The following is a 24,431-nucleotide window of genomic DNA, read 5'->3' as shown; positions in this document are numbered from 1 at the left end:
CCTCCCGGCCGCCCCGGAAAACCTTCGTCCCTGCGTCGAACACACCTCCGCAAACACGCATCTGAGCAGGCAGAACGCGAGAGCCTCGACATCTTCCGAACCCGGCGGGAAACGCACCGGGAGCGGCGTTTGCCGGAATTCCGCGGCGAGCATCCTTCCTTTGGGAGCCGCGGCCGCACAGGCCGTTCTCCCAGGCCAGACCATCCGATCCGACCTCCCCGAGCACCACAGACACCACCTTGGTCGAAGACCGGAGGAAACCACGACGTGTCCGCCCTCGCGATCGCCCCGACGTTTCTCAGCGACTTCACCCGCCTCACGCCCGACGTCCAGCTCAACACCCTGGCCGTGATGCGCGCCTGCCAGGTCGGCGACGAGCCCGACCTGGAGTCCGTCGCGGGCGCCGCCGACCCGGGCGTCCGGGTCGTCAGCATCGCCCCCGACTGGTCCGGCGTCGTCGTCCCCGACGCCTCGGGCCGCGGCCGGACCGGCGACGGCGGCCTCGCCGACGGCACCCGCTACCGCCTGGTCACCGTGCGCCCGCGCGACGAGGCCCTGCGCTTCGCGCGCGACCTGCGACCCGAGGCGCCGACCGGGATCGTCCCCGCCGAGGCCGACCCCACGCCCAGCGGCCCGCCCGAGCTGGCCGGGGCCCTGAGGGCACCCTTCGACCAGTGGCAGCTGACCCTGCACCCCGACCAGCACCGGATCACCGAGGCGCACTACAACGGGTCCACGCAGGTCACCGGCGGACCGGGGACCGGCAAGACCGTGATCGCGCTGCACCGCGCCGCCTACCTGGCCGAGCGCGCCGCCGCCGCCCGCCCCGAGGACACCCGCGAGTCGGTGCTCCTGACCACCTACAACCGGGCGCTGGCGCAGTCCCTGGCCGAGCGGCTGGACCAGCTCCTGCCCGATCCCGGCGTGCGCGCCCGCGTGCGCGTGGCCACCATCGACAGCCTCGCGCGTTCGGTCGTGCAGACCCACACCAGCGTGGCGCCCCGCATGGTCGGCAAGGACGAGCTGGCCCGGCGCTGGCGCGCGGTGGCGGTGGCCGACGGCCTGCCCTTCTCCGGCCGCTTCCTGGTGGACGAGTGGGAGCAGGTCATCCTCGCCAAGGGCCTGGAGCTGCTGCCCGACTACATCCGCTGCGAGCGCAGCGGGCGGGTGCAGCACCTGGCTCCGGAGCACCGCCGCCAGGTGTGGGAGACCGTGCGGCGCTACGTCGGCGCCATGAGGGTGGAGGGGATGTGGTCCTACCCCCAGCTGGCCGCCGAGGCAGCGCGGATCCTGGGCCGCCGCGAGCCGCTGTTCCGGCACGCCGTGGTCGACGAGGCCCAGGACCTGCACCCGACGCAGTGGCGGATGCTGCGCGCCGCCGTCCCGGAGGGGCCGGACGACCTGTTCATCGTCGGCGACCCGCACCAGCGGGTGTCCGACAACCGGGTGTCGCTGGCCTCGCTCGGCATCAACGTGCGCGGGCGCGGTCAGCGGCTGCGGGTGAGCTACCGGGTGACCCAGGAGATCCTGGACTGGAGCATGCCGATCCTGGACCGCCGCCCGGCCCTGGGCATGGACGACAACGCCGACACCCTGGCCGGGTACCGCTCGCTGCTGCGCGGTCCGGCGCCGGTGGTGCGCGGCTGCGAGGACCGCGCCGAGGAGCTCACCGCGCTGGGCGACTGGGTGCGGGTGTGGCTGGAGGCCGGGGTCAACCCGGCGGAGATCGCGGTGGCCGGGCGCAACCAGTGGGTCGTGCGCGGCATCGCCAAGGAGCTGGAGGCCAGGGGCGTCCCCACCGCCCAGTTGGAGGACAGCGGCGCCGCCGAGGCGGTGCGCGTGGGGACGATGCACCGGCTCAAGGGCCAGGAGTTCCGGTGCGTGGCGCTGGTCGGCGTCAGCGACCACCTGCTGCCGCCCAAGGCCGCCATCGAGGCCGCCGACGGCGACCAGGTGGCGCTGGAGCACGCCTTCCAGCAGGAGCGGACGCTGCTGTTCGTGGCCTGCACCCGGGCCCGTGACGCGCTGTACGTGTCGCACGTGGGCAGGGCCAGCCGTCTGATCGGCTCCGGTCTGTGACGGCGCGGGGGCGGGGGCGGCGCGCAGACGGCGCCCCCGCCCCCGTGTGCGGCGGCGCGGTCAGGCGCCGCCGTAGCGGCCGTTGAGGTCGGGGATGTTCATGACGTCGGTGCTGGCCAGCGGGTCGTCCACGTCCACGTCGGTGACGACCATGTACGGCAGCAGCAGCGGGGGCGGGAAGTCCGGTGTGAAGGTGAGCGGGATCCCGAGGATGCGCACGTGCATGCGGGTGATGTGCATCTGGACGGACCCGTCCATGACCATGGTGGGCAGGCCCAGGCTCATCCGGGTTCCGGCGTCCTCGAACCACAGTTCGGCGTTGACGAAGTCGGCCCGGCTCATGGTCAGCCGGATGTACCTGCGGGGCCCGTCGAGGGTGGGGCACTCCACCACGCCGTCGTAGCGGGCGCCGCTCATCGTCAGCCGGTCGGCGGTCAGGCCGGAGGTGCGGACCGAGCCGCTGGAGCAGTCGTAGGCCTCCTCCACCGGAACCTCGGGCAGCCCGCCCTCGTCCCGGGCCGCCTGGCAGGCGCGGACGGCGTCCAGGAACTCTTCCTCGGCCCCGGCCAGGGCGGACTCACCGGTGCCCATCTCGCACTCGTCCGGGTTCGCCTCCCGGTCCGGCTCGTCCTCCTCCGGCTCCTCCCCGGGGGCCTCTTCCCCGGTCTCCTCGTCCTCGGGCCGTTCGTCCGCACCGCCCCCCTCGTCCGCGCCGGGCCCGGTGCCCGGCTGGGCGGGCCGGTCGGTGGGACTCGCCGAGGGCTCGTCCGAGGGGGAAGGCGGGGGCGAGGACTGTTCCTCCTCGTCGCCCGGGGGCAGGAACCAGTCCCAGGGCCAGTCGGCGGGCGCGGCGGCGCTGGCCAGGGTCACGGCCAGTGCCAGGGGCAGGGCGAGCGCGGCCAGCGGCCGGGGCGGAGGCGGGGGGTCGCTGACGGCCCCGCCGGGTGTCACGGGACCGGTGTCCCTGCCGGGCAGGGGCCCGGGAACGCCCGATCCGGGCGCGGTCTCGGCGGGGACGGCTGGTACGGCGGCCGGAGCTTCCTCCCCGACCGCGCGCCCACCGGCCTCGTCGGTCGCTTCGGGGCCGCGGGGGTCGGCTGCCCCGGGAACGCCCGTGTCGGGTGTCGCGGGACCGGCGGCGTCGGCGTCCGCGGACCGGCGGCGTCCCCGACCGCGCCTTCGGCGACGGTCCACGCGGGGCGCCCACGCGAAGACGAGGGAACCGCCGACGATGCCGAGCAGCATCCCGATGACGAAGCCGCCGAAGTTGGAGGTCACGAAGGACACCAGGCCGAGCATGAGCCCGACCACCCCGAAGAAGAGGTGCTGCGCGGGCTGGAACCAGCTCAGCGCTCCCAGGGTGATCAGCAGCACCGCGATGAGCGGGCCCGACACACCGGCGACACCGGTGTAGGCGATCAGGTCGATGGGCAGGATCAGGCTCTGCGCGGCCGGCGCGACCAGCAGCTCGACTCCGGCGATGACGAGGAGGAGCCCGCCCCAGAACGGGCGTCCGCGCCGCCAGTCGCGCAGGCGGGCCCGGCCCCCGCGGAGCAGGGTCAGTGCGTGGGCCATGGGATCAGAAGCACTCGTGTTCGCCGGGCCGCACGGCCAGGCTCAGACCGGACAGCTTCAGGGATCCGGAGGTGACCGCCCATGTGGTCAACCGCATGTCGGAGACGGTGATGTTCTGGGACTGGAGGCCGAAACCGCCCGCCGGTCCCTGGCCGCCCTCGGCCCTGTCCAGCGTGCTGGCGTCGCGGCCGATCTCGATGGAGCCGAACTCGGCGTCGCCCTGGAGCTGCTCGATGTCCAGGACGAGGTCGGTGCCCTCGACCGGAGTGGACTCGCCCGCGGTGATGACGAGGGTGGCCTGGCCGACGGGCAGGTCCCACAGGGAGGACATGCACAGGTTGGTCAGCTCGGCGGAACCGACCGAGGACAGGCCGACCGGGCGGGAGGAGCCGTCGACGGAGGTGGCGGCGTCGCCGTACTGGGTGAAGCCGGTGCCGACGAGCTGGTCGGCGGACATCTTGAAACTGTCACCGGACACCGCGAAGGAGGCGGCGAGCAGGCCCTGGGTGGTCATGCCTCCGAGGACCGCGGCGGCCGCGAGCCCGGGAACGGCCACGAGGGCGAACCTGCGCCAGCGCGTTCCGCCACCGGCTTCGTGCTGCTCAGGCGCGTCCTCAGGCGCCTCGGACGCCTCGCCGGAAGCCTTGGGCATGAGTACCTCCAGTGTTCCGCCGCCCGTGAGCGGCGAGGGGGAGCCGAACTTGCGCCGAGGCACGCCACGTGTGTTACATGGCACACACCCTACTCGGCGGTAGTGACGAACATTACAATAGTTGTTGTCACATTTCTAGATGGCGCATTCAATGTTGCGGGCCCGTATCCGGCGCACTACGGGAGACCGCGACTGACCTGGAGAGAGACCCACCGTGCCCCCAGAGCGCAGCACAGACCCCACCGCCACCACCAGCTCCTCCGCCCCCACCCCCCAAGCCGCCGCCGAAACCCCGACCGAAACCAGGGCCGGGTCCGCGTCCGGTGACCGCGCCGACCGCTTCGACTACGACGTCCTGGTCGTGGGCTCGGGGTTCGGCGGTTCGGTGAGCGCCCTGCGCCTCACCGAGAAGGGCTACCGCGTCGGCGTCCTGGAGGCCGGACGCCGCTTCACGCCCCAGACGCTGCCCTCCTCGTCCTGGGACGTCCGCAACTTCCTGTGGGCGCCCGGGCTCGGCATGTACGGCATCCAGCGCATCCACCTGCTGCGCGACGTGGTGATCCTGGCGGGCGCCGGCGTCGGCGGCGGTTCCCTCAACTACGCCAACACGCTGTACCACCCGCTGGACCCGTTCTTCGAGGATCCGCAGTGGCGGCACATCACCGACTGGAAGTCGGAGCTGGCGCCGTTCTACGACCAGGCCCGCCGCATGCTCGGCGTGCGCACCAACCCCACCGTCACCCCCTCCGACGTGCACATGAAGGCGGTCGCCGAGGACATGGGCGTGGGGCACACCTTCCGCCTCACCCCGGTGGGCGTGTGCTTCGGCGACGGACAGGACGGCGACGGCGCCCGGGCCGAGCCCGGCGCGTCCGTGGGCGACCCCTACTTCGGCGGCGCGGGCCCCGACCGGCGGGCCTGCACGGAGTGCGGGGAGTGCATGACCGGATGCCGCCACGGCGCCAAGAACGCCCTGACCGAGAACTACCTGTACTTCGCCGAACGCGACGGCGCAGAGGTGCACCCGCTGACCACCGTCGAGCGGCTGCGCGAACTGCCGGGCGGGGGCTTCGCCGCCGACACCGTCAGGACCGACGCGCCCCGGCGGCGGTCGAACGCCCGCACGTTCACCGCCCGCCAGGTGGTCGTGGCCGCCGGGACCTACAACACCCAGACCCTGCTGCACCGCATGCGCGACTCGGGCGCGCTGCCCCGCCTGTCGGCGAGGCTGGGCACGCTCACCCGCACCAACTCCGAGGCGCTCGTCGGCGCGATGACCCGCAGGGTCCGGCCGCAGGAGGACCTGACCCGGGGCGTGGCCATCACGTCCTCGATCCACCCGGACGAGAACACCCACATCGAACCGGTCCGCTACGGCAAGGGTTCCAACGCGATGGCGCTGCTCACCGCGATGCAGGTGCCCGGCGGCGGGCGGATCCCGCGCTGGCTGCGGTTCCTGGGCCTGGCGGCGCGTCACCCCGTGGTGTTCGCCCGCAGCCTCTCCGCCCGCCGCTGGTCGGAGCGGACCATCATCGGCCTGGTGATGCAGTCGCTGGACAACTCGCTGACGACGTCGGTGCGGCGGGGGCCGCTGGGCGGGAGGAGGCTGACCTCCCGGCAGGGCCACGGCGAGCCGAACCCGACGTGGATCCCGGCCGGGCAGGACGCGGCCACCCGGCTGGCCGAGCGCATCGACGGCTTTCCCGGGGGCACGGTGGGCGACGTGTTCAACGTGCCGATGACCGCGCACTTCCTGGGCGGCTGCCCGATCGGCGACAGCGCGGAGACCGGCGTCATCGACCCCTACCACCGGTTGTACGGCCACCCGGGCGTCCACGTGGTGGACGGCTCGGCGGTCACCGCGAACCTGGGGGTGAACCCGTCGCTGACCATCACCGCGCAGGCCGAGCGCGCGATGTCGATGTGGCCCAACCGGGGCGAGGAGGACCCCCGGCCGGAGCAGGGCGAGCGGTACCGGAGGGTCGGGCCGGTGATCCCGGCGTCCCCGGCGGTCCCGGCCGGGGCCTTCGCCGAACTGCGGTTCACCGTCCCGCTCCCGCTCACGGTGGTGGACTCGGGGTCGCCTCCGGAGGGCGCGGTGAGGGAGCCGGAACCGCCCTCGGAGGGCGCGGTGACCGTCGGCGAGACGACCGGGACCGCTGGGGACGACGCACGAACGTGAGGACGGTGTCCCGGGGCCGGTCGCCCACAGGGAGGTGGACGCCCTGGCGGCACCGGGGAGCCGCTCCAGGGCGTGTTCGGTGGATCTCGTCGGGTGGGCCGGCCGGTCCGTGCGCGTAGCCGGACGGGGAGCCACGGATCCGGGACCAGAGGTCCACCGGACACGCCTTAGCAGGACGTGCGGCTCCGCACAAGAAGCCACTCCCTCAGTGCGGACCGGCCGCCGTACTCATGCGCGCGCGGCCGCGCGCGCCGAAGATGGGGTCGTGACGAACAAACCGCACATGCTCGCGCTCGGCGCCCTCGCCGCGGTCACCGCCTGCGCACCCGAACCCGGGACCGTACAGACCGAGGCGACCGAGCAGGACGCTCTCCCTCCCCTGGGGGCCGACGGGCAGGCGCCCTCCGAGGACCTGTCCCTGGAGGAGGCCGCGCCCTTCCTGGAGGCCCAGGGGTACTTCCCCGCCGAGGGCGACCTCAACGGCTACGAGGTCGGTTACCTGCCCGACGACGTCGGGGGCACCCCCTACGACCTGGACCGCACCGCCCTGGCCGCCGCGCAGGGCCACGTCGTCCCCGACCTGCACGAGGTCGAGCGCTCGTGGCTGGCCGACACCGTCCAGGTGGACCACCTGGTCGACGACAACGACAGGGTGATGGCCGAACGCGAGGCCGTCGCCGTCTCCGCCCTGTACGTCTCCGTCATGCGGCGCGACGACCTCACCGACGCCGACGCCTACTACGAACTCCTCGGTTCCGCGCTCGAGGAGGAGTTCCCCGACTCGCCCGCCCGCGAACTCCCCGACGGCGACGGCCACTACAACGGCTCGACCGCGGTCTTCTGCCCCGAGCCCGGCGTGATCGTCTGGCTCTCCTACGTGGACGACGTCTACTGGGAGGAAGTGGAGGCGAGCGGGGACCTGACCGCCGAGGGCGACCCCGAGGAGGTCCTGCGGATCGTCGAGGGGATCACCCCCGCCTGAACCCGCGGGCGGGCGGGGTAGGCGGATTCCCGCACGCGTCCCGGGGCGGACCCCTTCCCGGTCCGCCCCGGGCCGCCCGCACGCCGCCGCGGTGCCCGAACGGGTAGCCGATCCCCGAACGCGCTCGCGCGCTGGAGCCGCGCACGCACCCGGCGTCCGCGGGGCGCGAGGGCCGACAAGCGGACCGAAGGCCTTCAGGCGGACCCCGTCAGGCCCTCGCGCGCACCGCCGCGCTGCCCGCCCACGCCTTCCTTGTCCGCACCGTCCTTGTCCAGGTACTCCATCGCCAGGGCGAAGTGCTCCCCCATGACGTTGGTGAGGTTCTCCGCCATCGCCTGCGCCAGCACCGCGTCCACGGCCTGCTGCGCGAGCGGGCGCACCCGGCGGATCAGCTCGGCCATCTCGGCGGTCTCCTCACTGCGGACCACCGTGCCGGGCGCGTACTCGGCGATGATGTGGTCGGCGACCAGGCGGACCATGTGCTCGGCGACGTGGCCGACCTTGTCGCGCAGGTTCTCCGCTATGTCGAGCACCGAGTCCACGGTCATGCCCAGCTTCACCAGCTCGACCCCGGCGTGCAGCAGCCGCGGGCTGGGCACCCGGAAGCGCAGCCCGTCGCGTTCGAGCACGCCCAGGTCCAGGGAGCGCTTCACCGTGCGGGGCGTGACGCCGTGGCCGAAGAGTTCGCGCAGGTCGCCCATGGTCAGGTAGCCGGGGATCTCGTCGCTCCAGGCGTCACCTATGGCCGACTCGAAGCCCAGGATGTCGGAGAGGTCCCCTCCGCGCTCCCACACCCGGAACATCTCGCCGATGTTGGCGAAGGTGTAGCCGCGCCGGAGCAGTTGGCCGATGAGCCGCAGACGCGCCAGGTGCGCCTCGGAGTAGATGCCCACGCGGCCCTCCCTGCGGGGAGGCGCGAGCAGGCCACGGTCCTGGTACACCCGGACGTTGCGCACCGTCGTGTCGGCGAGCCGGGCGAGTTCGTCAATGCGGTATTCGGCCATGGGTCCAGCCTAGAGACAACCGCGAACCTTACTCGTCAGTAAATTTCCCGTTCCACCCCATTGCATTGTGACAATGCCCGTTGTAACGTTCCGGCAGGAACTGTGGAGGAGATCACATGAGGACCCCCCTGCCGCGTCACCTGCGACGACTGCCCGGTCAGAACGCCCTCGTCACCGGTGCCTCCGGCGCTTTCGGCAGTGCCACGGCGGCCGTCCTCCGCCGCCTCGGCGTGAACGTGGTCGGCATCGACCGCAAGCCCGCCCCCGGAGTCGTCGGCTGCGACATCACCGACGACGCGCAGGTGCGCGAGGGAGTCGCCGAGGCCCTGGACCGGCTCGACGGCCGCCTGGACCTGCTGATCCACTACGCGGGCGTCGGACCGGCCGTGGACATCGGCCGGGCCCCGGACGTCCACGTCCACCAGGCGCTGGAGGTCAACCTGCTGGGCACCTGGCGGGTCACCGCGGCCGCGATGCCCGCGCTGCTGCGCAGCAGGGGACGCGTCCTCATCACCGCCTCGCTCCTGGCCAACCTGTCGCTGCCCTTCGCCGGGGCCTACACGGTCTCCAAGAGGGCGCTGACCGCCTACGCCGACTGCCTGCGCGCCGAGTACGGCTCGCACATCGGCGTCACCACCGTCCACCCCGGCTACGTCGACACCCCGATCCACAACAGCTCCCGGGCCACCGGGGTGGCCCTCGACGGCCTCGTCCCCGCCGAGAGCGAACGCGACACCGTCATGGCGGTGGTCCGCGCGGCCGGGGCCAGGTACGCCCGCCGCGACACCGCCTCCACCGCGCTCGGCACCGCCGGGCTCCACCTGTTCCGGCACTTCCCCGGCACCACCGAACAGATCGTGTCGCTCCAGGTGGGCCTGCTCCTGTCGGACGGCGCCTTCGGGGAGGCGGAGATCGCCCGGGGACTCCACTCGCGGCACGCCAACCCCCTGGTCCGGCCGGACGCGTCCTGAGGAGGAACAAACAGATGACCGCTGAGATCACCGCGAAGCCCAAGATCACCGACCGCGAGGACATCGCCAAGCGCCTGCTGCGCGGCTCGGCCAAGGCCTCCTTCGACCCGCTCGTCGAGATCGACTGGGACGCCCCCGTGGACGAGGACATGTGGGCGATCCGCCCCGAGCGCCTGTCGCTGTACGGCACCTACCTGTGGGACCGGCTCACCGAGGAGCAGCGCAAGGAGCTCTCCCGGCTGGAGATCGCCAGCGTCGCCACCATCGGCATCTGGTTCGAGACCATCCTCATGCAGATGCTGGTCCGCCACGCCTACCACCACGACCCCAGCACCAACCACGTCCAGTACGCCTACACCGAGATCGCCGACGAGTGCCGCCACACCGTGATGTTCGCCAAGATGGTGGGCAAGCTCGGCTGGCGGACGCACAAGCTCGACCCCGTCGCCTTCCACCTCGGCAACCTCTTCAAGACCATCGCGCACGGCCCGCTGATCTTCGCCGGGGCGCTGTTCGTCGAGGAGGTCCTCGACCAGCTCCAGCGCGAGGCGGTGCCCGACGAGCAGATCCTGCCGCTGGTGCGCTCGGTCTCGCGCATCCACGTGGTGGAGGAGGCGCGGCACATGCGCTACGCCCGCGAGGAGTTCCAGCGCGACTGGGCCACGCGCGGCCCGCTCAACCGGGCCTACAGCCGGATCATCCTCGGCCTGGTCACCTACTACTCGGCCACCCGGCTGATCAACCCCAAGGTGTACGCGCAGGTCGGACTCGACCCCCGCGAGGCCTCCCGGGTCGCCCGGAACAACCCCCACTGGATCGGTACCAAGACCTGGGCCGCCCGCAAGGTCGTGAGCACCCTGGACACCGCCGGCGCCATCACCGGCCTGGGCCGCTACTTCTGGAAGAGGGCCGGACTGCTCGGCTGACCCCTCCCCGGCTCCGGACGCCTCTCCTGTCGGCGCCCCGCAGCCGGGTCCCCTCGGGGGGAACGGGCCCGCTCCCCGTCCGCCCCCGAACCCGCAGGCCGCGGACTCCGGTCCGGAAGCACCGCGGCCTGCGGGCCCCAGACCCCATCGCCGGAGGACGAGACGCGCCGCGTCCTCCGGCGGTGGACCCGCCTCCCGGGGGCGAAACGCGCCACGTCCCCGGGAGCCCTCTCCCCGGAGGCGGAACACGCCGCGCCTCACGGGGTGGCAACTCCCCCGGGGGCGAAACGCGCCGCGCCCCCGGGGGACACACCCGCCGATCCGGACGGCGACACGTCCGGGCCGGTCCGCACGAAGGGACCAAGACGTGACCGAAGCACCACCCCACTTCCGGGTGGCCGTCATCGGCTCCGGCTTCGCCGGGATCGGGATGGCCGTCCGCCTCAAGCAGGCCGGTCTGAAGGACTTCGTGGTTCTGGAACGCGCCGGCGGGGTCGGCGGCACCTGGCGCGACAACTCCTACCCGGGCGCCGCCTGCGACGTCCCCTCCCACCTGTACTCGTTCTCCTTCGCGCCCAACCCGCACTGGAGCCGCAGCTTCTCCCCCCAACCCGAGATCCACGACTACATGGAGCGGGTCGCCGGGGAGTACGGGGTGCGGGAGCACGTCCGCACCGACCACGACATGAGGTCCGCGCACTGGGAGCCCGAGGGCAACCGGTGGCGGATCGAGACCAGCCGGGGGACCGTCACCGCCCAGTTCCTCGTCAGCGCGGCGGGACCGCTCGCGGACCCCTCCTATCCCGACATCAAGGGCCTGGACACCTTCGAGGGGACGATGTTCCACTCGGCGGACTGGGACCACGACCACGACCTCACCGGCCGCAGGATCGCGGTGATCGGCACCGGGGCGTCCGCGATCCAGTTCGTGCCCAGGATCCAGCCCCAGGCCGGGAGGCTGACGCTGTTCCAGCGCACGGCCCCGTGGGTGATGTTCCGGCACGACCGCGACATCACCCGGCTGGAGCGCTGGCTGTACCGCAACGTGCCGCTCACCCAGCAGATCGCCCGCAAGAGCATCTACTGGGGCCGGGAGACCTACATCCTCGGTTTCGCCAAGAACCCCAGACTGCTCTCGGTCGTGGAGGGGCTGGGCCGGGCCAACATCCGCCGCAGCGTGAAGGACCCCGGGCTGCGGGCCAAGCTCACGCCGGACTTCCGGGCGGGCTGCAAGCGCATCCTGATGTCCAACGACTACTATCCGGCGCTGGCCCGGCCCAACGTGGACGTGGTCACCGACGGCATCGCGGAGGTGCGCCCCCGCGCCGTGGTCACCCGCGACGCCTCGGGCCGCGAGACCGAGCACGAGGTGGACACGATCATCCTCGGCACCGGGTTCCACGTGAGCGACCCGCCCGTGGCGCGGCGGATCTTCGACGCCGAGGGGCGCTCGCTCTCCGACCACTGGGGCACGGACGTGCAGGCCTTCCGCGGCACCACCGTGGCCGGGTTCCCCAACGCCTTCGTGCTGGCGGGGCCCAACACCGGACTGGGGCACACCTCGCAGCTGTTCATGATCGAGGCCCAGATCCGGTACACGATGCAGGCGCTGAAGTACCTGTGCCGCAACGGTCTGGACCGCATGGACGTGCGCCCGAAGGCCCAGCACGACTACAACGAGATGGTCGCCAGGGCCATGGAGGGCACGGTCTGGGTGACCGGCGGCTGCGACAGCTGGTACCTCAACGACCAGGGTCGCAACACCACGCTGTGGCCGACCTTCACCTGGGAGTTCGCGCTGCGCACGCGCTGGTTCGACCCCCACAACTACGACCTGCGGGTGGACCGCTCCCGCGGCGGCGCCCGGCGGCACGCGGTGCGCGCCGAAGCGGCTCCGGAAGGGAAGCGGTATGAGCGGGTTCGGTGACGGGGAGGAGGAGTACCGGGGCACGGTGACGGTCGTGCTGCCCGTGACCGGCGGCGCGCGGCGGGCGGAGCCGTCGGGGCCGTCGTCCGGCGCGAAGGGTGCGGCAGGTGCCGCAGACGCCGGGGTCGCGGCGGACGAGGGCGTCGCCGTGCGGGTCCAGGCCCACCTGGCGGGCCACTTCTCCCCCCTCACCGGTGACTACCGTTGGCGGGGGCGGCTGTCCCCCAGCCCGGAGGTGACCGAGGCCTTCCGCGAGGGCGTGCGTACGGTCGTGGTGCGCACCCCCGACGGTTTCGAGGGCACCGGGGTTCTGGACGAACCCAACCTGTGGGGCGGCCATCCGGTCAACGGGGCCGGTTCACCGCCCTTCGCCGTGCCCCACGTGGACATCGACGCGTCCGACGACTGAACGCGTCCGCACACGCCCCGGGCCCGCGCCGACCCGGAGCGGCCCCTTCCGGCTCCGGCGCGGCCTTCCCCCGAAGCGAGAGGTATCCCCGATGGCAACCCGACACGTGGGTCAGGTCCGAGAACTCCAGGCGCGCTCCGACGACGGCACACTGCTGCACGTCGAGGTGCGCGGCCCGGAGGACGGGCCGACCGTGGTCCTCGCGCACTGCTGGGCGACCTCGCTCGCCTCGTGGGGGCCGGTGGTGCGCGAACTGGACCCGTCCCTGCGGGTGGTGCTCTACGACCAGCGCGGCCACGGGCGCACCCGGGCGCCGCTGACCAGGGCGGGGTACGGCGCGCGGAAGCTGGCCGAGGACCTGTGCGCGGTCCTGGAGGCGACCGTGCCCGAGGGCGGGAAGGCCGTGGTGGCCGGGCACAGCATGGGCGGGATGACCATCATGTCGGCCGGTGCGCACACGGTGTTCCGGGAGAGGGCCGCCGCGGTGCTGCTCACCAACACCGGGTGCAGGGAACTGCCGATGCGGTCGACCGCGATCCCGCTGCCCGGCCCGCTGGGCGCGCTGGGGGCGCAGCTCTTCCTCAGGGCCCCGGTACCGCTGGGTCCGCGCAACGCCCTCACCACGGCGGTCCTGAAGTCCATGGTGATGGGCAGGAGGGCCGATCCGCGCATGGTGCGGCTGTGCATGAGGATGGTCCACGCGTGCGGTGGTGTGTCCCGGGGCGCGTGGGGACGGGTGATCTGCACGTTGGAGGCGGAGGAGACCGCCCGGCAGATCTCGGTGCCCGCGGTGGTGATGGTGGGGACCGACGACAAGCTGACCCCGCCCTGGCACGCGCACCACATCGCGTCGCTGCTGAAGGACTGCCGGGAGGTGCGGGAGATCCCCGGCGCCGGCCACATGGGACCGCTGGAGTACCCGAAGGCCCTGGCCGAGGCGGTGGACGGGCTCGCCGCCGAGCACCTGGAGCCGCGGACACGGGCCGCCTGACCCCGGCTCCGCACCCACGCGCCCCCGGCTTCCCCGCCGGGGGCGTTGGCGTGCGAAGACCCCGAAGGCGCGGGAACACGCACGCCGGGCCGCGCGGACCGGGGCGGCCCGGGACCCGCGTCCCCGTGTGCGCCGGGCTCATCGCGTGTTCCCGGGCGGCGGACCGGGGAGGTGGCCGCCCGTGGCGTGACCGCCGAAGCGGCTGCCTACCGGGGTTCCGGGGACGGCTCGTCGGTGGCGTTCAGGACGGTCTCGGGTTTGGTGTGCAGAACCTCGCGGGCCTGCTCCGAGGCGCGGATGATGCTCTCGCGGACGAAGTCGACGAAGCGGGCGATGTTCTCCAGGCGCACGGCGGCCGGGGTCCCGGGCCCCAGCACCTGGACGCCCTGACGTGCGGCTTCGACGAGGTGGGCCTCGGCCCGGGCGTTGGCCAGCATCGACTGGTACCAGACGTCGTCGTCGACGACGTAGCGCTCGCGGCGGCGTTCGTCGCGTTCGCGGCGCACCAGGCCCTGGCCCTCCAGGAACGTGATGGCCTTGGAGACCGAGGCCGGGCTGACCTGGAGGCGCTGGACGAGTTCGGCCGCGGTGAGGCTGCCCGTGTCGGTGGTGTAGAGGGAGACCAGGACCCGGGACGTCATCTTGGGCAGGCCCGACTGCATGAAGACGGCGGCGAACGCCTCCTCGTACTCGCGCACGGCCTCGGCGTCGCGTCCGTAGGCCTGCGGGGGCGCCTGTGCCGCACGGGTCGCGGCCTTGGTGCGGCGGCGGGTGCGGTGCTGGGTGGCGCGGTGGGCCAGGTCTGCGCGGTAGCCCGTGGGGCCGCCGTTGCGTGCCACCTCGCGCGTGACGGTCGAGGTCGGGCGGTCCAGGTCCTTGGCGATCCGCGCGTAGGCCAGGCCCCGGGTCAACCCCAGCTCGATCTGTTGGCGTTCGGACTGGGTGAGCCTGCCTCCGGGCATCGCGGTCTCCTTCAGGGTGCTTGGGTGCGCCCACCCTAGCGTTCACTTTCCATCCATTGCAACGCTCGGGGCACAGCCTGTTGCATTAGATCTAGAACCATTGCAACGATTTCCCAGCTATTACCTGTAAATACGGGGATTGCTCGCAGCTTCGCTGTTGCCACAACTATGAATGCAACGTAGCTTTTCCAACATCAGAAACAGCGGGCCGCGCCAGCGCCGCTGCAGGAGAAGGAGAAACACGATGCACACCCTCCCCACCCCCGCCCCCATCACCACCGTCCTGGGCATCCCCGCCGCACGCATCCAGCTCATCGCCGCTGACCGCACCGACACCACCGTCCAGATCCAACCCGCCGACCCCGCCAAGAACCGCGACGTCAGGGCCGCCCAGCACACCACCGTCACCTACGACGACGGCATCCTGCACATCCAGGCCCCCACCCCCGAGAACCGGGCCTCCGGCCCCTCCGGCTCCATCGAGATCACCATCCAGCTGCCCACCGGCTCCCACCTCCAGACCAAGGCCGCCAGCGCCGAACTGCGCGGCGTCGGCCGCCTCGGAAACGTCACCGTCGAAGCCGCCCAGGGTTCCGTCAAGCTCGCCGAGACCACCAACGCCCACCTCACCGTCCTGGACGGCGACATCACCATCGGCCACCTGAACGGCCCCGCCCGGATCAGCGTCCACAAGGGCGACATCGACATCACCCGGGCCACCCACGGCACCGTCGAACTGCGCACCGAATCCGGCGACATCACCGTCAGCGCCGCCCCCGGCACCTCCGCCGCCCTGAACGCGGGCACCCCCTACGGCCGCATCCACAACGCCCTCAAGAACGACGGAGCCACCACCCTCGACATCCACGCCACCACCTCCTACGGCGACATCACCGCCCGCAGCCTCTGAACAGCCGTGTCCCCCGACCACCTGACGACTCACGGAGATCCACGATGGAAAACGACAACGGCCGCTTCTCCAGGGCGGGACTGCACAGAATGCGCGACGTGCTGGCACGCCACGTCGAGAGCGGGAGGATTCCCGGACTCGTCACCCTGGTCAGCCGGGGCGGTGAGACGCACGTCGAAGCGCTCGGGACGATGCGCCACGACGGCGGCGCGCCGATGCGCCGGGACACGATCTTCCGGATGGCCTCGACGTCCAAGCCGGTCTCGATGGCGGCGGCGATGGTCCTGCTCGACGAGTGCAGGCTGCGGCTGGACGACCTGGTGGAGCGGTGGCTGCCCGAACTCTCCGACCGACAGGTGCTGAGGCGGATCGACGGCCCGCTGGACGACACCGTGCCGGCGCGGCGGCCGATCACCGTACGGGACGTGCTGACCTCCACGTTCGGGCTCGGCATCGACCGGAGCGCGCTGGGCACCCCGATCATGAACGCCGTCTTCGGGCAGGGGCTCACGCCCGACCTGCCGGAGCCGATGCCCGAGCCGGACGAGTGGATGCGCCGCCTGGGCACGCTTCCGCTGATGCACCAGCCCGGCGAGCAGTGGCAGTACCACATCAGCAACGACCTGCTCGGCGTGCTCGTCTCCAGGGTCACCGGGCAGTCGTTCGAGGCGTTCCTGCGCGAACGCGTCTTCGAGCCCCTGGGCATGAGGGACACCGGTTTCCACGTGCCCGCCGACGGGATGGACAGGCTGCCGCCCCTGTACGCCCCCGACCCGCGGACCGGGGAGTTCCACGTGTGGGACCCGGCTGAGGGGGGAAGGCACAGCCGGCCTCCGGCGTTCCAGGGCGGTGGCGGCGGGCTGGTCTCCACCGTGGACGACTACCACGCCTACTTCCGGATGCTGCTGAACCAGGGGATGCACGGAAGCGAGCGGATCCTGTCCCGGCCCGCCGTCCAGCTGATGACCACCAACCGCCTCACACCCGATCAGCAGGCCGCCCGGAACGCCATGGCCACCGAGAACGTCCACGTGTCGTTCGGCCAGGGACAGCACGGCGGCTGGGGTTTCGGGATGGCGGTGCGGACCTACCGCGGTGACTACGCGCCGGTCGGCCAGTTCGGCTGGGACGGCGGAGCCGGTACCTCGGCCTACGCCGACCCGGAGAACCGGCTCACCGGAATCGTGCTCACCCAGGTCGGGATGTCCGTCCCGGACTCGGCGCGGCTGATCCACGACTTCTGGACCACGCTCTACCAGGCGATCGACGACTGAGGCCGGGGCCGTCGCGGCGACGGCCCCGCCGGTGGGCGGTACACGGCCTCTCCCCGCTGCCCTGCGGGGGGGGAGGCCCGTGTCCGGCGGGCGCGCTCACCGGCGGCGGAAGACGTAGCCCGCGTGGTGGAGTACATCGTCGGTGAAACGGCCGTAGGCCCAGAAGCCCAGGTCGTCGCGGTAGACGATGCGGTCCCCCTCGATCCAGAACGACCCCTGGTAGGCGTGGGGGCGTCCGCCGCGCGTCTCGTCGTAGCGGCCGTCGACGGTCAGTTCCTGGTGGATGAAGCCCGTCTCGTCGATCCACATCCCCAGGTACGGACTGTCCGCCGGTGTCCGCGCCGGTCCGGGGAACCGCCCGGTCCGCGGCTCGACCAGGCGTCGGCCGTTGAACAGGGCGAACTCGCCGTCGATGACGACCGCGGCGGCCCGTTCAGGACGCCAGATCACCTGCTCCAACGCGGTGGCCCCGGGGTGGTGCCCCGCGATCACGACGAAGGTCGCCGGGTTTCCGGGGGCCAGCGTGCCGACCCGGTCGGAGGGGCGCCTGCGCAGTCCGGCGACGGTGTCGTTCTCGACCACGCCCGGGACGACGGTCAGCCCCGTGCAGTCCACGACGACCGCGCCGTCGTCCTCGGCGGCCGTGTGCAGGCCGGTGCCGACCCCGGCGATCTCCTTCCCGTCCAGGAGAAGGTCTGCGCCGGTCAGGCCGCCGATCAGCGGGTCGAACGTGTACACGGCGGCGTTGACGAACAGCAGCGGGCGGTGCGGCTCGGCGGCGATGGTCCCCAGCAGGTCCTCGTCGAAGAACTCGGTGCTCATGGCTCACTTCCGAAGGGGTGTGTGCGTCTCGGGAACGCTCTCCACCCTCGGTGCTGGAGGGCCGGGTGACCAGGCCGCGTTCCACCGGGGTGCGACACACCCTGGCTGCACGCCCGCCGAGCTGGCCGCCCCGGTCCGCGGCCACTGCGCGGTCGAGGACTCCGGCCAGCGCATCCGCGGCGTGACGTTCAGCGAGGACGCCTCCACGATCCACACCGGCGGCACTCCCCGCGCGAGTGCCCGGGAAATACTGGAGGAAATGAGAAGCCTCTGCCGCGAGGGCGTATCGCAGCAGAGGCTTTCACGAGAGAGCGGCCGCTCACGGACCGGCGCGGCTAGCGCGCGAAGAGCGTCCAGGAGCCGTCACTGGTCTCGCACTTCCACTCGGTGTAGTCCACGTACGGCTCAGCCAGGTACTCCTTGGCCTCGGCGACGCATTCGTCCATCGTTCCGGGCGCGCCGCCGACTACGTTCCAATCGTCCTCCGCGGCGGACGCGGTTCCCGCGGTCAGCGGAAGGACGATCGCGGCAGCGCCTGCCACGAAACCGGCGGCGGCAAGAGAGCGCCACGACTTCATAAAACCTCACTCTGCTGCTATACGAAATGACAGCGGCGGTGCAACCGAGAGAAATGCGCCATCGAACAGTGAGAGCCCTCCGTGCCCCGCTTCCCGGTAATTCACAGGACAGCGATCGAGGTCCCCTGAATCGAATCTGCGCCGATCGCTTCGTGCCAAGACCGCCTTCGGCAGGCTAGCTGACGACCTCATCAAGTCGAGATAAAGATATACATGCGTATTTTCCGCATCGGGAGTACTGCTGGGGCGCACGGAAACCGGTCGCATCCCGTCGAAGCACGCTCGGTCGGAGGGAGAAGAGGCCGACATGGGCGGGATTCCCACCGCCATTGAAGCGATGGCCGGATGGAGTAGCAGTCGCATGAATTCGAAGGCAGGAACGGGCGTTCTTTCAGGGATCGGCAGGCTGGTCGTCCTCATAGCGGGTCCGCATGGCTCATTCACGTTCCCGAGGTGGCGGTTTCGGGTCCGGTTCCGAAGGGAGCACGGTGTGTACCATCAGGCGGCCCCGCTGGGGTCGGGACCATCCCCGCGTCCGCCTCTCCCGCCCCCACCAGCTCTTCAGCCACTCACCTCGGCGGAAATCCCTGGCAGGAACACCCCAGAAGCACCGCAGGCGACAGCGCGGGACCCTGGTGACGGCCTTCCACCACTTCCGTCACCAGGACCCCGCCGCCGTGTGCTGGGAAACGGACCGAGTCAGACCGTGTCGCGCAGCAGCGTCGGCACCACGTGCTCCGACACCTCCGAGTGCACCTGGTGCAACCGGGTCTGCACCGCCCGGCGGAGCTTCGTCAGGCACTCGACCAGGGTGATGTCGTCCCCGACCAGACCTCCCTTGGCCACCACCGGCGTTCCGTCCAGCGGCCCCCCGCTCAGGTGCCCGTGCACCGTCAGCGGAACGATCTCGCCCCCCACGTCGAACGCGTGCACGTCCAGCTCGTCCAGCAGACTCGCCACCAGGTCCCCGCCGGTCAGGTACAGCCCGCTGGGCAGCGCGTGCGCCCCCGTGGTGTCCGCGACCTCGTTGACCACGTCCGACACCAGCCGCGCGATCCGGCCGGGCAGTTCCGCGCGGACCTGGGCGGGCAGCTCGCGCACCCTGTCGGAGGGCGTCACCACCCGCAGCACGCACAGTTCCGGAAAACCCGACGAGGTCAACTGCTCGGACAGCTCCCGCGCGGTCCGCTCGGCGACCTCGTCCGCGCGCTCCCCCACGCTGAACTCCACCGCGTCCAGGTCCACGAACCGCACCGCGCCCGTGCGCGCGACGGTGGCCAGCTGCCGCCGGGTCAGCTCGGTGGTGCTGCCCACCACCCCCAGCAGCGGCCCGCGCGAACCCGCCTGGCCTCTCAACCGCAGCGCGTAGGCCAGCAGCGCCCCCGTGGGCCCGGGATCGGCCGCCAGCCACACGATCCCCGTGTCGTGGTGCGCGGCGGCCGCTGCCTCGGCGATGTCGGTCAGGTGCTGCTCGGTGCTCGCATCGCACACGACCACGGGCTCGTCACCGGCGAGCAGTTCGGCGGTGAGCATCGTCTGGGTCACCTGCCGCACGGGCACGTGGCGCACCGGAAGGTCGGTCTGGGCGGCGAGGATGTCGGCGACGGAACTGGTGGTCATCGGGCACAGCGGGTCCTCGGCCAGCTCGGTGCGCTCCAGCGGCAACCCGTTGAGAAACTGCAGCCCGTCCTCGGTGATGCGCCCCGAACTCGGGAAGGCCGGAACGAACAGCACCCGCACCCGCGTTCCGGCGGGCACGCGCTCGCGCACGGCGTCGTAGGTGGCCTCCAGCTCGGCACCGATGTTACCGCGCAGCGTGGAGTCGGTCCGCTTGACCACCAGCCCCACCGGCCACACGGCCTCGACCACGTCCGTGACCAGGTCGGCGGCGTGCTCGGGAGGGACATGGCGACTGTCCAGGTTGGCCACGACCACGTCGTAGTCCCCCACGACCCGGCTCACATGCTCGGGAGTCACCGTGGCCACACGCATCCCGGTACGGGCGAACCGGGCACCGGTGGCGTTGGCACCGGTGAGTTCGTCGGCGACCACGAGGACCTGGGCCACGGCGCGTCTCCTTCGGCGTTCGGCGAAACCCCGGGGCGAACTGGGGTGAGTCCTTCCAACATAGGCCCATGCGGGCGGTCCGGGGAGCGCTCGGGCCTCCCAGAACGCCAGGAGGCCCGAGCACGGAGGCGCCCCGGGCCTCCCCGGAGAGTCGGGAATCAGACGTCGACCACCGACCGCGTCCGGGCGCTGCGCCGGGCCGCCTCGATGACCTCCAGTCCGTGGATCACCTCGTGCGGATCCACCGGCAGGGGCTCGCCCTCGCCGACCGCGTCGCGCACCCCGGCGTAGAACTCCGGGTAGGCGCCGCGCGCGCTGGGCACCGGCCGGGTGTGGCCGTCCACCCCGAGCACGCCCCAGTCCACCTCGGGGACCACGCCCCAGTCGGCGGCGTCGGCCCGCTCCCCCGCCGTCAGCCGGGCCTCTTGGCCGTCCATGCCGTGGCTGGTGAAGGCCCCCTCGTCCCCCAGCACCCGGAAGCGCGGCCCGCCCTGGGCGGTGAGCGCGCTCATCCACAGGTGGGAACGCGTGCCCCGGGCGTGGTCGAGGGCCAGGAAGACGTCGTCGTCGGCGTTGACGCCCTCGCGCCGGGCGTCGATCTCGGCGTAGACGGAGGAGACGGGGCCGAACAGGTTGACCGCCTGGTCGATCAGGTGCGGGCCCAGGTCGTAGAGCAGTCCGGCCCCGGCCTCGACCCCGCCGCTCTCGCGCCAGGTGCCCTTGGCCTGGGGACGCCAGCGCTCGAACCGCGACTCGAACCGGTGCACGCGGCCCAGACTCCCCTCCTCGATGAGGCCCCACAGGGTGAGGAAGTCGGCGTCCCAGCGGCGGTTCTGGTACACGGTGAGCACCCGGCCCAGCTTGTCCGCGAGGTCGGCGAGCTCCCTGGCCTGGAGGGCGGTGAGCGCGAAGGGCTTGTCCACCACCACCGCCAGGCCCGCCTCCAGGGCGGCCTGGGCGAGCGGGGCGTGGGTGTCGTTGGGCGTGGTGACGACCGCGATCTCGTAACGCTCGGCGTCGGCCCACAGTTCGGCGACGTTCGGGTACACGGTGACGCCGGGGTAGCGCGCCTCGGCGGCCCGGCGGCGGTCCGGGTTGCCCGTGACCACCGCGGACAGGCGCAGTCCCGGAACCGCGTCGATCAGCGGCGCGTGGAAGACCTCGCCGCCCTTGCCGTAACCGATGAGGGCGACGTGCAGTTCGGGGCCGTCGTGTTCGGGTGTGCTCTGTGCCTCGGATGCGTCAGCCATGCCACCAATCTAGAGTGTGGCGCCCCAGCCCGCTGGTGACGGGCGGCACGTGCCGTCGCCTCGCGGTATCCGGGCGCCGTCAGCGCTCGGGGGCGGACACCGTGAGGCCGCCGGGCAGTGCGTCGAAGGCCCGGCGGTACCGGGCGAGCAGGTCGGGGACCGTGGGGGTCCCCGGCGCGGCGGCCCAGCCTTCCAGCGCGTGCCGGGCCGCGGAGGCGGCCATGTCCAGGGCGAGCCGCGAGCGCGGGTCGCCGTGGTCGCCGACCCCCAGCACGGCCAGGGCCCGGACCGTGGTGCGCTCGCAGAACTGGAGGTTGTGGGCGCTGATCGCCGGGGTGTTCCCGGCCAGGCCGAGGCTGAGCCGGGCAGCGTGCGTCCACTCCGGGTCGGCCACGTGTTCCGCGGCTTCGAGGATCGCGTCGCGGGCCGTCTCCACCAGGGGACGGCCGTCGGGTCCCCTCTCCTCCAGCACCCGCAGGAACTCCTCCCACAGGTCCTGCAACGGAGCCGCGGCCAGTTCCTCCTTGCTCGCGAAGTAGCGGAAGAAGGTGCGCTTGGAGACCTCCGCCGCCGCGCAGACCTCGTCGAGCGTGACCTGGTCGTACCCCGCCCGGGTGAAACGCTCCAGCGCGGTGTCGACCAGGGACCGGCGGGTGCGGCGCTTCTTGCGCTCGCGCAGGGACTCCTCGGAGGAGGGGGCGTTGGGACGGATGCTGGCCATGGCCGCAGTGTACCGAGACGGACCGCCACTCGACGCCCATAGCTCCTTGGTTACTTTAGCCCCTTGGGCGCTTTGGCCTCTTGACGCCTAACGCCCCTGAGTGCCATATTCTGATCCCGTCCACCCCGTCCCGTGAAGGAGCCCGGACATGCGCGCCCTGGTCGTCGACCCCACCGCACCCCGCCACCTGCGCCTCGGAGAGGCCCCCGAACCGGTTGCGGCCCCGCACCAGGCACTGGTCCGCGTCACGGCCGCTTCGCTCAACTTCGGCGAGGTGGACACCGTCTCCCGCCTGCCCGACGGGACCGTGCCGGGGTGGGACGCCGCGGGATTCGTGGAACGCCCCGCCGCCGACGGATCCGGCCCCGCCGTCGGAACCGCGGTGGTCACCCTGGGTATGGCGGGGGGCTGGGCCGAACTGCGCGCCGTCGACACGGCCTTCCTGGGGGCCGCCCCGGAGGGCGCGGACCACGGAGCCCTCAGCACCGTCCCGGTGGCGGCCACCAGTGCTCTGCGCGCCCTGCGCGAAGTGGGGTTCCTCCTCGGCAGAAGGGTCCTGGTCACCGGGGCCACCGGTGGCGTGGGACGGTACGCGGTCCAACTCGCCCGCATGGGCGGCGCGCACGTGACCGCCTGCACCGGCCAACTCCGGACCGACGGCGCCGAGCTGCGCGGCCTGGGCGCCCACGAGGTGGTGTCGGAACCCGGGGAACCCGACTACCTGTTCGACGGGGTCGTGGACTGTGTCGGAGGCCCCCAGCTGGTCGCGGCCTTCGACAGGCTGGACACCGGGGGAACCCTGGTGGCCGTCGGACACGTGACCGGGCGGCCCGAGCACTTCCCACTCGACGCGTTCCTCGTGGACGACGGGCGGCACGGCCGCTCCATCACCACTTTCCACCTCCAGGACGGCGTGGCTCCGGCCGGGGACCTGGGTTGGCTGGCCGGTCGGGTCGCCTCCGGGGACCTCGATCCGGGGATCTCCTGGCGGGGTTCGTGGGACCGGGCCGACGAGGCCGTGGCCGCCCTCCTCGAACGCCGCCTGCGGGGCAAGGCCGTTCTGGAGCTCACCGCCGGGTGAGGGCGCACCGCGTGCCGCCGCCCGTGTCCGGCGCACACGGCGACCGCCGGGCGCTCTCCCCGATGACCTCGGCGGTAGGCGTCAGGAGGGCGAGCCTCCGGCGGCCCGGCCCGGCCCGGCCGATGCGCGGTGGGCCCAGTGGACTCAGTGGACACAGTGCGCGCGGTGGACACAGCGGGCGCGGTAGGCGCAGTGGGCGCCGTTACCGGTCGTGACCACGGGACGGACTGGCCGCCGGTGCCCACGGAGGCCGTCAGAGCCGGTCGAGGCGGGCCCTGAGCAGGCAGAACTCGTTGCCCTCGGGGTCGGCGAGGACGTGCCAGGGCTCCTCCCCGCTCTGACCGATGTCAGCGAACACGGCCCCGGCGGCGAGAAGGCGTTCGAGTTCGGCGTCCTGGTCGCGGTCGGTGGCGTTGACGTCGATGTGCAGCCGGGGCTTCGCCCTCTCCGGCTCCTCGGTGCGGCTGAGGATGATCGTCGGCTGCAGGCCGCCGAACCCCTCGCGCGGCCCGATCTCGATGCAGCCCTCCTCGCGGTCGAGCACGACGAAGTCCAGGACCTCGCACCAGAACCGCGCCAGCACCTCGGGGTCGCGGCAGGAGAGCACGAGCTCACTGATACGACATGCCATGAACGAAACCTGCTCTCCTCGTGGGAACTGACGGGGTGGCCAGGCGCGGGTCTCGTGGACTCCGCGGCGGCAGCACTCCGAGACCGTACCGGGTGAGGCGAGCGGGAGCGAGGGAATTTCCGGGAACTGCCCGACCGGGTCTACCTGGCCGAACAGGACCGGGCCAGGCCGCCGGACGCGGGTCACTGGCTCCGCTCTCCAGGGCTCTCCGGGCTCTCCGTCCGAGGTTCCAGGCTTCGGCTTCTACAGCCTCGAATCCAGGTTTGGGACACCAGGCTTGGGAGACCGGACACTCGACTCTCGGTTCGGAGCTTCGGGCGCCGGAGCCCAGACCCTTGGGTTCCGGGTTCGAGATCCCAGAACCCGGAGCCCAGACCCTCGATCCCAGGCTTCGGATTCCAGGTCCTCGACCTCCGATTCAAGAACTCAGGCTCCGG

At 72.2% G+C, this 24,431-nt stretch carries 20 protein-coding genes; 11 read left to right on the top strand and 9 right to left on the bottom strand.

Features of this window, described 5'->3' with window-relative positions:
* The first annotated feature begins 267 nt into the window (after window positions 1-267).
* Window positions 268-2,079: a UvrD-helicase domain-containing protein gene (locus tag PV789_RS06305; RefSeq protein ID WP_274976545.1), complete on the top strand. Its 1,812-nt coding sequence runs from the start codon at window positions 268-270 to the stop codon at window positions 2,077-2,079.
* A gap of 60 nt (window positions 2,080-2,139) precedes the next feature.
* On the opposite strand, the gene PV789_RS06300 is transcribed toward PV789_RS06305, so the two are convergent.
* Window positions 2,140-3,654, bottom strand: coding sequence for a DUF6114 domain-containing protein (locus PV789_RS06300; protein WP_274976544.1), 1,515 nt, complete (start codon window positions 3,652-3,654; stop codon window positions 2,140-2,142).
* A 4-nt stretch (window positions 3,655-3,658) separates the two neighbouring features.
* Window positions 3,659-4,306 carry a DUF6230 family protein gene (locus PV789_RS06295; RefSeq protein ID WP_274976543.1) on the bottom strand — a complete coding sequence of 216 codons (648 nt, stop codon included), beginning with the start codon at window positions 4,304-4,306 and terminating at the stop codon, window positions 3,659-3,661.
* 214 nt (window positions 4,307-4,520) lie between these two features.
* Between PV789_RS06295 and PV789_RS06290 the strand changes: the two genes are divergently transcribed.
* Both PV789_RS06290 and PV789_RS06285 read left to right on the top strand, forming a co-directional pair.
* Window positions 4,521-6,488, top strand: coding sequence for a GMC oxidoreductase (locus PV789_RS06290; RefSeq protein ID WP_274976542.1), 1,968 nt, complete (start codon window positions 4,521-4,523; stop codon window positions 6,486-6,488).
* Window positions 6,489-6,753: 265 nt separating this feature from the next.
* Window positions 6,754-7,470 (top strand): hypothetical protein, encoded by a 717-nt coding sequence (locus PV789_RS06285; RefSeq protein ID WP_274976541.1) that lies wholly within the window; start codon window positions 6,754-6,756, stop codon window positions 7,468-7,470.
* Between the two features lie 194 nt (window positions 7,471-7,664).
* On the opposite strand, the gene PV789_RS06280 is transcribed toward PV789_RS06285, so the two are convergent.
* Window positions 7,665-8,474, bottom strand: a complete 810-nt coding sequence (locus PV789_RS06280) for a MerR family transcriptional regulator (RefSeq protein ID WP_274976540.1) — start codon at window positions 8,472-8,474, stop codon at window positions 7,665-7,667.
* Window positions 8,475-8,590: 116 nt separating this feature from the next.
* Here PV789_RS06280 and PV789_RS06275 point away from each other — a divergent pair, with 116 nt between their 5' ends.
* From PV789_RS06275 to PV789_RS06255, 5 genes are all read left to right on the top strand, one after another.
* Complete coding sequence (locus tag PV789_RS06275; RefSeq protein ID WP_274976539.1) at window positions 8,591-9,445, top strand: SDR family NAD(P)-dependent oxidoreductase; 855 nt, start codon at window positions 8,591-8,593, stop codon at window positions 9,443-9,445.
* 14 nt (window positions 9,446-9,459) lie between these two features.
* On the top strand, window positions 9,460-10,371 hold the full coding sequence (locus PV789_RS06270; protein WP_274976538.1) for an AurF N-oxygenase family protein: 912 nt from the start codon (window positions 9,460-9,462) through the stop codon (window positions 10,369-10,371).
* Between the two features lie 367 nt (window positions 10,372-10,738).
* A complete protein-coding gene (locus PV789_RS06265; RefSeq protein WP_274976537.1) occupies window positions 10,739-12,298 on the top strand; it encodes a flavin-containing monooxygenase in 1,560 nt (519 codons plus the stop codon).
* Window positions 12,282-12,707 carry a DUF4873 domain-containing protein gene (locus tag PV789_RS06260; RefSeq protein ID WP_274976536.1) on the top strand — a complete coding sequence of 142 codons (426 nt, stop codon included), beginning with the start codon at window positions 12,282-12,284 and terminating at the stop codon, window positions 12,705-12,707. The genes PV789_RS06265 and PV789_RS06260 overlap by 17 nt, the downstream gene beginning before the upstream one ends.
* Before the next feature lie 91 nt (window positions 12,708-12,798).
* Window positions 12,799-13,698 (top strand): alpha/beta fold hydrolase, encoded by a 900-nt coding sequence (locus PV789_RS06255; protein WP_274976535.1) that lies wholly within the window; start codon window positions 12,799-12,801, stop codon window positions 13,696-13,698.
* A gap of 206 nt (window positions 13,699-13,904) precedes the next feature.
* On the opposite strand, the gene PV789_RS06250 is transcribed toward PV789_RS06255, so the two are convergent.
* Window positions 13,905-14,660 carry a GbsR/MarR family transcriptional regulator gene (locus tag PV789_RS06250; RefSeq protein WP_274976534.1) on the bottom strand — a complete coding sequence of 252 codons (756 nt, stop codon included), beginning with the start codon at window positions 14,658-14,660 and terminating at the stop codon, window positions 13,905-13,907.
* Between the two features lie 244 nt (window positions 14,661-14,904).
* Here PV789_RS06250 and PV789_RS06245 point away from each other — a divergent pair, with 244 nt between their 5' ends.
* Entirely contained in the window at window positions 14,905-15,570 is a 666-nt protein-coding gene (locus tag PV789_RS06245; RefSeq protein ID WP_274976533.1) for a DUF4097 family beta strand repeat-containing protein, read from the top strand.
* 44 nt (window positions 15,571-15,614) lie between these two features.
* Entirely contained in the window at window positions 15,615-16,844 is a 1,230-nt protein-coding gene (locus PV789_RS06240; RefSeq protein WP_274976532.1) for a serine hydrolase domain-containing protein, read from the top strand.
* Window positions 16,845-16,940: 96 nt separating this feature from the next.
* Here the strand turns inward: PV789_RS06240 and PV789_RS06235 are convergent, their stop codons facing one another.
* From PV789_RS06235 to PV789_RS06220, 4 genes are all read right to left on the bottom strand, one after another.
* A complete protein-coding gene (locus PV789_RS06235; protein ID WP_274976531.1) occupies window positions 16,941-17,666 on the bottom strand; it encodes an Atu4866 domain-containing protein in 726 nt (241 codons plus the stop codon).
* A 1,277-nt stretch (window positions 17,667-18,943) separates the two neighbouring features.
* The gene (locus PV789_RS06230) at window positions 18,944-20,311 is read right to left on the bottom strand and encodes a four-carbon acid sugar kinase family protein (protein ID WP_274976530.1); all 1,368 of its coding nucleotides are present in this window, start codon (window positions 20,309-20,311) and stop codon (window positions 18,944-18,946) included.
* A 158-nt stretch (window positions 20,312-20,469) separates the two neighbouring features.
* A complete protein-coding gene (locus tag PV789_RS06225; protein ID WP_274976529.1) occupies window positions 20,470-21,561 on the bottom strand; it encodes a Gfo/Idh/MocA family oxidoreductase in 1,092 nt (363 codons plus the stop codon).
* Window positions 21,562-21,640: 79 nt separating this feature from the next.
* The gene (locus PV789_RS06220; protein WP_274976528.1) at window positions 21,641-22,282 is read right to left on the bottom strand and encodes a TetR/AcrR family transcriptional regulator; all 642 of its coding nucleotides are present in this window, start codon (window positions 22,280-22,282) and stop codon (window positions 21,641-21,643) included.
* Window positions 22,283-22,430: 148 nt separating this feature from the next.
* On the opposite strand from PV789_RS06220, the gene PV789_RS06215 reads away from it, so the two are divergent.
* Window positions 22,431-23,363 carry a zinc-binding dehydrogenase gene (locus PV789_RS06215; protein ID WP_274976527.1) on the top strand — a complete coding sequence of 311 codons (933 nt, stop codon included), beginning with the start codon at window positions 22,431-22,433 and terminating at the stop codon, window positions 23,361-23,363.
* Between the two features lie 253 nt (window positions 23,364-23,616).
* Here PV789_RS06215 and PV789_RS06210 read toward each other — a convergent pair whose 3' ends face one another.
* A complete protein-coding gene (locus PV789_RS06210; protein ID WP_013151502.1) occupies window positions 23,617-23,994 on the bottom strand; it encodes a VOC family protein in 378 nt (125 codons plus the stop codon).
* Between the last annotated feature and the right edge of the window lie 437 nt (window positions 23,995-24,431).

It is taken from the genome of Nocardiopsis camelliae (assembly GCF_028993595.1).
GTDB lineage: Bacteria > Actinomycetota > Actinomycetes > Streptosporangiales > Streptosporangiaceae > Nocardiopsis > Nocardiopsis dassonvillei.
The sequence above is the reverse complement of the archived record's forward strand: the minus strand, read 5'-3'. Positions and strand labels throughout refer to the sequence as shown.